Source organism: Longimicrobium sp. (assembly GCA_036389795.1).
Classification (GTDB): domain Bacteria; phylum Gemmatimonadota; class Gemmatimonadetes; order Longimicrobiales; family Longimicrobiaceae; genus Longimicrobium.
This window is the reverse complement of sequence record DASVWD010000088.1, coordinates 1-7,802: the sequence shown is the minus strand read 5'-3', so window position 1 is coordinate 7,802 and position 7,802 is coordinate 1. Positions and strand designations below refer to the sequence as shown.

Annotated in this window: 9 protein-coding genes; 5 read left to right on the top strand and 4 right to left on the bottom strand. The window is 72.7% G+C overall.

The genetic code is table 11. The annotated features are described in order from the left end of the window. Positions 1-222 (top strand): hypothetical protein (locus VF746_11490; GenBank protein HEX8693037.1); only part of this gene is annotated, 222 nt, incomplete at its 5' end. A 140-nt stretch (positions 223-362) separates the two neighbouring features. Here the strand turns inward: VF746_11490 and VF746_11485 are convergent. From VF746_11485 to VF746_11470, 4 genes are all read right to left on the bottom strand, one after another. Further along, on the bottom strand, positions 363-1,562 hold the full coding sequence (locus VF746_11485) for an MFS transporter (GenBank protein HEX8693036.1): 1,200 nt from the start codon (positions 1,560-1,562) through the stop codon (positions 363-365). Then, the gene (gene ytxJ / locus VF746_11480; protein ID HEX8693035.1) at positions 1,559-1,894 is read right to left on the bottom strand and encodes a bacillithiol system redox-active protein YtxJ; all 336 of its coding nucleotides are present in this window, start codon (positions 1,892-1,894) and stop codon (positions 1,559-1,561) included. Before ytxJ ends, VF746_11485 begins: the two co-directional genes overlap by 4 nt. 114 nt (positions 1,895-2,008) lie before the next feature. Continuing rightward, complete coding sequence (locus tag VF746_11475) at positions 2,009-3,337, bottom strand: M20/M25/M40 family metallo-hydrolase (GenBank protein HEX8693034.1); 1,329 nt, start codon at positions 3,335-3,337, stop codon at positions 2,009-2,011. A gap of 175 nt (positions 3,338-3,512) precedes the next feature. Then, entirely contained in the window at positions 3,513-4,028 is a 516-nt protein-coding gene (locus tag VF746_11470) for a molybdenum cofactor biosynthesis protein B (protein HEX8693033.1), read from the bottom strand. 275 nt (positions 4,029-4,303) lie between these two features. Here VF746_11470 and VF746_11465 point away from each other — a divergent pair, with 275 nt between their 5' ends. The 4 genes from VF746_11465 to arsS all read left to right on the top strand — a co-directional run bounded on the left by VF746_11465 (position 4,304) and on the right by arsS (position 7,587). Further along, positions 4,304-5,050 carry a TVP38/TMEM64 family protein gene (locus VF746_11465; protein ID HEX8693032.1) on the top strand — a complete coding sequence of 249 codons (747 nt, stop codon included), beginning with the start codon at positions 4,304-4,306 and terminating at the stop codon, positions 5,048-5,050. Beyond that, complete coding sequence (locus VF746_11460) at positions 5,047-5,841, top strand: DUF1499 domain-containing protein (GenBank protein HEX8693031.1); 795 nt, start codon at positions 5,047-5,049, stop codon at positions 5,839-5,841. The genes VF746_11465 and VF746_11460 overlap by 4 nt, the downstream gene beginning before the upstream one ends. 240 nt (positions 5,842-6,081) lie before the next feature. Then, entirely contained in the window at positions 6,082-6,417 is a 336-nt protein-coding gene (locus VF746_11455; protein HEX8693030.1) for an arsenosugar biosynthesis-associated peroxidase-like protein, read from the top strand. Positions 6,418-6,528: 111 nt separating this feature from the next. Beyond that, positions 6,529-7,587: an arsenosugar biosynthesis radical SAM (seleno)protein ArsS gene (arsS, locus tag VF746_11450; protein HEX8693029.1), complete on the top strand. Its 1,059-nt coding sequence runs from the start codon at positions 6,529-6,531 to the stop codon at positions 7,585-7,587. Positions 7,588-7,802 lie beyond the last annotated feature (215 nt).

Here is a 7,802-nt window from a genome sequence, read left to right as displayed (position 1 = left end):
CTCGAGGACGCGCGCGGCCGCGTGGCGGGCATCGAGGTGAAGGCGAGCGGCAGCGTGGGCGAGCGCGATTTCCGGCACCTCGCCTACCTCTCGGAGCTGCTCGGCAACCGGTTCACCTGCGGCGTGGTGCTGTACACCGGCGCCCAGGCCCTCTCCTTCGGCCCCCGCCTCTACGCCCTCCCGGTCAGCGCGCTGTGGCGCCTGCACGCGAAGGCCACCTGAGTCGATCCCGCGCGTGGAAATCAACCATTTGGTGGCTGATTTTCAGCCATGACGTGGTTGATTTTCACCATCCCTGCCGCGGAGATCTCACGCGCCCCCTCACGTCGAAAACCCGTTCGCCGTTCCACGCGGTTCATCCCTCACTCGGGCATCCGCCGGGTCTCGGGGAGGAGCTTCCACACCAGCGCCGCCACCGCGAGCGACGAGGCGGCGGCGAGGGCGGCGGTGGCGGGGTAGCCCCGGAGCGCGTACGCGGCCCCCGCCAGGGCGCCGCCCACGCCCGCCCCGGCCTGGCCCGCCGCCATCGACAGGCTCATCAGCGCGCCGCGCTGCTCGTCGGGGACGAGCTCGGCCTGCAGCGCCTGGAAGGGGGCGGCGCGCGTGGCGAAGAGCGCCATCGCCAGCGAGAACAGCGCGTATGCCGCCGGCATCCCGCGCACCAGCGCCGGGGTGGCGAGCATCGCGGCGGCCAGCGCCAGGCTGGCGCCCAGCACCAGCCGCTTTCTCCCCAGCCGGTCCGACAGCCGCCCCGCCGCCGGCCCGGCGGCCACGGTCGCCGCGCCGCCCGCGGCGAAGAGCAGGGCGGTGCCGCCGGCCGTGGCGCCGCGCGAGCCCTCCAGCCAGGCGGGGAGGTAGAGCACGTAGAGCGCGGTTCCCAGGAAGATCCCGGCCTGCACCCCCACCGACGCCGCCGCGTCGCGCCGGCGGACGAGCGCGCGGTAGTGCCCGGCCAGGTAGCGCGGGGTGATGCGGTCGCGGCAGAGCTCCACGTCCGGCTGAGGGACGAAGGCCCACACCATCGCCCAGGCCAGCGCCATCGCCGCCGCGAAGCCCAGGAAGGGGACGCGGAAGCCCCAGCGCGCGGCGAGCAGCGTCCCCAGCGGCACGGCCAGCACCTGCCCGGCGGCCATCCCGCTCATCACCCACCCGTTGGCCCAGCCGCGCCGCTCGGGCGGGAAGTAGTCGCCCACGTACGCCCCGGTGGCGCCGGTGAGCACGCCGCCGCCGGCCCCGGTGAGCACGCGCACCAGCAGCAGCCCGCCCAGCCCGCGCGCCGCGGCGTGCAGCGCGAGCCCCACCGCCATCGCCGCCGCGCCCGCCAGGAGCATGCGCCGCCGGCCCACGTGGTCCGACACCGGCCCGGCGACCAGCGCCACCGCCGCCACGGCCACGGCGTACCCGGTGGCCACCACCGAGAGGCGCGCCTCCGACACGCGCAGCTGCTCGGCGATGCGGGGGAGGATCGGCGCCAGGACCATGGTCTGGCTGGTGACCGAGAAGACCAGCAGCCAGAGCGAGGCCAGCACCAGCCAGGGGTGCGGCCGGCGCTCGCGCCTCACCCTCCGCCCGCGGCGCTCCCCACCTGCTCGCGGAGCGCCGCCGCGGTCACCTCGAGTCGCGAGGCGTGCCAGGCGGGCCGGCCGCCGCGCAGCACGATCACCTGCGGCGACTGGTGCTCCACGCCGGTGCGCTCGGCCAGGTAGTCCGACACCTCGGTCCGGGCGTTCACGTCCACCGCGTAGACGGGCATCCCCGGCCCCTCGGCCAGGAACGCCTCCATCTCCTGGCGCGCCCCGGCGCTGATCGGGCAGCGGGTGCTGTGCTTGAAGAGGATGGCGGAAGGCTCCGCGAGGGCGGCGTCGGCGTCGTGCTTCGAGTTCAGGTCCTGCATCTTCGGAAAGTGCGTGAGTGCGAAGTGCGAAAGCGCGAAAGTCGGGGTCGCCCGCCGCGCAATCGCCGTTCCGCCGCCGTGCCAGGCGCACTCACGCACTTCCGCACTCACGCACTATCTGGTCAGCCGGTAGATCAGCAGCGCGGCGCGCTTGATCTGCTGCGCGAAGGTGACCAGGTCGATGGTCTCGCGCTCGGTGTGCGAGCCGCCGCCGTGCACGCCCAAGCCGCCGATCCCGCTGACGTGGGGCGCCACGAACGAGATGTCGGCGGCGCCGCGGCGGCCGGGGTCGTTCTCGTCCATCGACGGCAGACCCAGCGCGCGGTTCACCTCGTTGAGGGTGCCCAGCAGCGCCCGGTTCCCCTCGGTGGGCGGCATCGACGGGTAGCCTTCGACGAAGGTGATCTCCGCGCGCGCCTGCGGGTGGCTCTGCGCCACGATCTGGCGCATGCGCTCCTGGGTGCGCCGGAGCTGCTCGTCGGTGAGGGTGCGGATGTCGCCGCTGACCACGGCGCCGGCGGCGATCACGTTCGTCTTCCCGGCGGCCGAGCCGCGCCCCTCGGCGGAGTCGAACTGCACGTCGGTGCCGCCCAGGATCACGCCGGGGTTGAAGGTGAGGTACGGCTCGCCGCGCAGCTCGCGGTGGAAGGCGTCCAGGATGCGCGCGGCCTCGAAGATGGCGCCGCTCCCCACCCCTTCCGCGAACACGCCCGACGAGTGCCCCGGGCGGGCGCTCACCCGGAGCGTCCAGCCGCTGGCGCTCCTCCGCGCCGTCACCACCGACTCCTTCCCCCGCTCGTCGCGCGAGCCGCCCTCGAACTCCAGCGCCGCGTCGCTGCGCTTTCCCGCCTCGATCAGGTCCGCGCGGGAGATGGAGAGCGGGCGCCCCGGGTTCTCCTCGTCGCCGGTCAGCGCCACGACGATCCGCCGGTCGCCCAGCGCGCCCGCGGCGGAGAGCGCGCGCAGGGCGTAGACGATCACCACGTCGCCGCCCTTCATGTCGTTCACGCCGGGGCCGCCCGCCAGGTTGCCGCTGCGGGCGAAGCGCTGGAAGGGGCTGTCCTTCTCGAACACCGTGTCCAGGTGGCCGATCAGCAGCAGGCGCTTCCCCCGCCGCCCGCGGCGCTCGGCGAAGAGGTGCCCGGCGCGGCGCAGCGAGTCGGGCAGGCTCACCCAGCGCGTCTCGAAGCCCAGCGAGTCGAGCTGCGCCCCCAGGATGCGCCCCACCTCGCGCACCCCCTCGGGGTTCATCGTCCCGCTGTTGACGTTCACCAGGCGCTCCAGCAGCGCGATGGCCTCCTCGGTGTGCGCGTCCACGTACTCCACGATGCGCCGCTCCTCGCGCGAGAGCGTCTGCGCGCCCGCGTCAGGTGAGCCGGCGAGGAGCGTGGCGAGCGCGGCGGCGAGCGGAAGCGTGCGGCGGACGAACCGGGATCGGGGCATGGTCGACCTGCGTCTGCTGCAGATGGGATGGAAGTTTACGAGTGCTGGGCAATCTCGCGCGTTCCCGCATCCTCCGCAAAGGCGCATCACACGGAGGAAACGGAGTCAACGGAGAACGACAGAGGGGTTTCTCCGTTAACTCCGTTGACTCCGTTTGAGACCTTTCAGTTGCGGATCACCCCTCCACCAGCCAGGCCAGGTGCCGCAGCTCGGGGGCGATCAGCCGCTCCCAGGCCAGGCGGACGGCCGCGGGGGAGCCGGGGAGGGAGAAGACGACGCGGCCCCGGTAGACGCCCGCCGTGGCGCGCGAGAGCATGGCCGCGGGGCCCACCTGCTCCCACGAGAGCATCCGGAACAGCTCGCCGAAGCCCGGGAGCGGCTTCTCCAGCGTGCGGACCAGCACGTCGTAGGTGGTGTCGCGCGGGGCGATCCCCGTCCCCCCGTTGAAGACCACCACGCGCGCCTCCCCCGCCGTCATCTCCTCCAGCGCCGCCGCCACCTCCCCGGGCTCGTCGCGGATCAGCCGGTAGCCGGCCTCGGCGTGCCCCGCGGCCGCGATCGCCTCGCGCAGCCAGGCGCCGTTGGTGTCGGTCTCGGGCGTGCGCGAGTCGCTCACGGTCACGACCGCCACGCCGACGGGCCCGCGCTCCTCCGCCAGGCGGTGGTGCCGGTCGCTGCTGGGAGACGGCATCGGGAAGCCTCCGGGGACGGGGTTGGGACCGGGTGGACGCGGCAGAGTAGCGCGCCGGGCGGCCGGCATCAACCGCCCCGCGGCGGACGATTCCGTTTGCGGACGCGGCCGTACGCACTACATTGGCAGGCCGTAACCCCTTGCCCCTTCCTCCGATGCTCCCGCGCCGCCGGGTCCCGGCCTGGCGTGGAGCGCCACCGGAGCCCGCGCATGCACGCACTCTCCCCGGCCGCCGCGATCCGCTTCCCCCGCCCGGGCGGGCGGGGGCGCCGCGCGTGAGCACGTCGGTGATGGGCGGCGTGGCCGGGGGGCCGCGGCCGCGGCGCCGGCGGGTGAACTGGAAGAAGGTCGCGCTGGCGACGGTCATCTTCGGCAGTCTGGTCGCCTTCTTCGCGCTGGGCGGGCAGCGCTGGGCCAGCTTCGAGGCGCTCAAGGAGCACCGGGAGGCGCTGCTGGCCTTCACCCGGCGCAACTACGCGGCGATGCTGGTGGGCGCGGCGCTGGTCTACACGGCGGCCACCGCGCTCAGCTTCCCCGTGGGGCTGGCGATGTCGCTGGCGGTGGGGTTCCTCTTCGGGCGCTGGGTGGGGACGGCGCTGGTGGTGGTGTCGGCCTCGGTGGGCTCCACGCTGGCCTTCCTCTCCGCCCGCTACCTCTTCGCCGAGTCCATGCGGAAGAAGATGGGGCCCAGGCTGCAGCGACTGGCGCGCGGCTTCCACGAGGACGGCTTCAACTACGTGCTCTTCACCCGCCTGGTCCCCGTCTTCCCCTTCTGGCTGATGAACCTGGTGCCCGCGTTCACCCCGGTGAGCACGCGCACCTTCTTCGCGGCGACCGCCATCGGCATTCTCCCGGGGAGCTTCGTCTTCTGCTGGGTGGGCGAGTCGCTGGGGCGCATCGAGTCCACGCGCGAGCTGGTCTCGGCCGACGTGCTCTTGTCGCTCACCCTGCTGGGGCTACTTTCCCTGGTGCCGATCCTCTGGAAGAAGCTGCGCACCCGCCGCCGCCGAGGCGCCCGATGACTCCCGACGACCGCATCCCCGCCCGCGGCCCCGCGCCGCCTCCCTGGTACCGCATCCTGGCGATCGCCGCCCTGGCGCTGGCGGTCGTCGCCCTGCTGGTGGTGGCGAGCGGGGGCCCCGGCACCCGCTTCGGGTGGTGGCACTTCCGCACCGGCTTCGACCTGATGAAGTGGGGGGGCCGGCTGGGGCTCGCGGCCGCCGTGCTCGCCGTGGCCGCGGCGCTGGTGGCCCGGCGCGGGGCGCTGCTCGGCATCGCGCTGGTGGCGCTGCTGGTGGGCGCGGCGGCGTACCTCGTCCCCTGGAACTGGCGGCGCGGCGCGCGGCAGTACCCGCCGATCCACGACATCACCACCGACTTCGCCAACCCGCCGCCGCTGGCCTTCTCGCGGCAGCTGCGCGACTCGCTGGACATCAACCCCTGGCAGTACGAGGGCGACTCGATCGCGGCGCAGCAACGGAAGGCGTACCCCGACATCGGGCCGGTGCTGATGACGTTGCCGCTGGACTCGGCGTACGCGGCCGCCTACCGCACGATGCGCGACCTGGGGTGGGAGGTCACCGCCGCCAATCGCCGGGAGAGGACGATCGAGGCGGTGGACGTGACCGCCTGGTTCGGCTTCGTGGACGACGTGGTGGTGCGCGTCTCGCCCGGCTCGGGGATCTCGCGCGTGGACATCCGCTCCGTCTCGCGCGTGGGCCGCGGCGACGTGGGCGCCAACGCCAACCGCATCCGCAAGTTCATCGCGAAGCTCAAGGAGAACTACCCGGACGCGGTGGTGGAGCGCGGGTGAGATTGGAACAGCCTGGCCTCACGCAGAGTCAGCAGAGTTAGCAGAGGGAACACACCGCTTGCCGTGGCTTTTCTCCGCTGCCTCTGCTTCCTCTGCGTGAGAAAAGCGGTTGTCTGTTCAGCGACGTGCGCGAGGTGGAGCGGGATCGAGCGTCGGGCATCCGTCCGTGGAAGCGCGGGCGGGCGCCCGGCGTTATGTTTCTACGGCGACGGTCGGACGAGGAAGACGAAACGGGAGACGATGCACACGCACTACTACGACGCGCACGACCTGCCGCGCTTCGGGGAGATCGGCAAGGACGCGCCGGAGCTGGCGGAGAAGTTCTTCGCGTGGTACGACGCCGTCTTCGCGGAAGGGGCGCTCAGCGAGCGCGAGAAGAGCCTGATCGCGCTGGCGGTGGCGCACGCGGTGCAGTGCCCGTACTGCATCGACGCCTACAGCCAGGACTGCCTGCGCAAGGGCGCCGACAGCGAGCAGATGACCGAAGCCGTGCACGTGGCCGCCGCCATCCGCGGGGGCGCCTCGCTGGTGCACGGCATCCAGATGCGCAACATCACCGAACGGCTGGGGATGTAAACAGCAGTGCCCAGTGCCCAGTCCCAAGTGCCCAGGAGTCCGTCGCAACGCGCACCCGGAGCACTCGTGACCGCAGTTCCTGGGCACTGGGCACTAGGCACTGGGCACTTGATGACAGCGACCCATCGCGTCCTCCCGACCTTACATAAGCGCCGCCTGCCGCTCGCTGACGCGGGCGAGCAGCGCGCGGTGCTGGCGCGCGTGCCGCTGGCCCGGAGCTTCGAGGAGGCGCTGGAGGGGGCGGGGCTCCATCCGCTCCGGCCCACCGGGATCGAGATCCTCCAGCTCAACGTGGGCCGCAGGTGCAACCAGACCTGCCGCCACTGCCACGTGGACGCCGGCCCCGACCGCCGGGAGATGATGCCCGACGCGGTGGTGGACCGCTGCCTGGAGATCATCGAGCAGACCGCCATCCCCACCGTCGACATCACCGGCGGCGCCCCCGAGCTGCACCGACGCTGGCGCGAGATCGTGACCCGCGCCCGCGCCGCGGGGAAGCAGGTGATGGACCGCTGCAACCTCACCATCACCCTGCTACCGAACTACGCGTACCTGCCGGAGTTCTTCGCCGAGCACGGGGTGCACGTGGTGGCGAGCCTCCCGCACTACCGGCAGAAGGGGACCGACACGCAGCGCGGCGAGGGGGTGTTCGAGGAGTCGGTGGCGGCGCTCAGGCGGCTGAACGCGCTGGGGTACGGCAGGCCGGGGACGGGGCTGGTGCTGGACCTGGTGACCAACCCCGTGGGCACCTTCCTCCCCGGCGGGCAGAAGGCGCTGGAGCAGGAGTGGAGGCGGCAGCTGCTGCGGCTGTACGGCATCGAGTTCAACGCGCTCTACACCATCACCAACATGCCGATCGCGCGCTTCCTGGAGTTCCTGCAGCAGACGGGCGCGCTGGAGGAGTACCTGGAGCGGCTGGCGGCGGCGTTCAACCCGGCGGCCGCGGCGGGGGTGATGTGCCGCAACACGCTCTCGGTCGGGTGGGACGGCACCCTCTACGACTGCGACTTCAACCAGATGCTGGAGCTGCCGGTGCACCCGCGCGCCCCCCGCACCGTCTTCGACTTCGACCTGGAGGCGCTGGAGCGCCGCGAGATCGTGCTGGGCCCCCACTGCTTCGGCTGCACCGCCGGCGCCGGCTCCAGCTGCGGCGGCGCGACGGTGGGGTGAGGAGAGATGATCAGGTGAAGGCGCGACGCCCCACGCCGTCGTCCTGAGTCTACCACCGCGCTGCGCGCGACCAGGGAGGATGAAACGGGTGTGGGAGCATAAATTGGGCGGGTGGCGTCGGCAAAGAGGTCGGTAAGCTCATTGGTGCGAGAGAGCCCGTTCCTGAGTCAGACCCGGAGTCCTGAGAGCACCACGGATTGCTGCCGGGCCGCTAG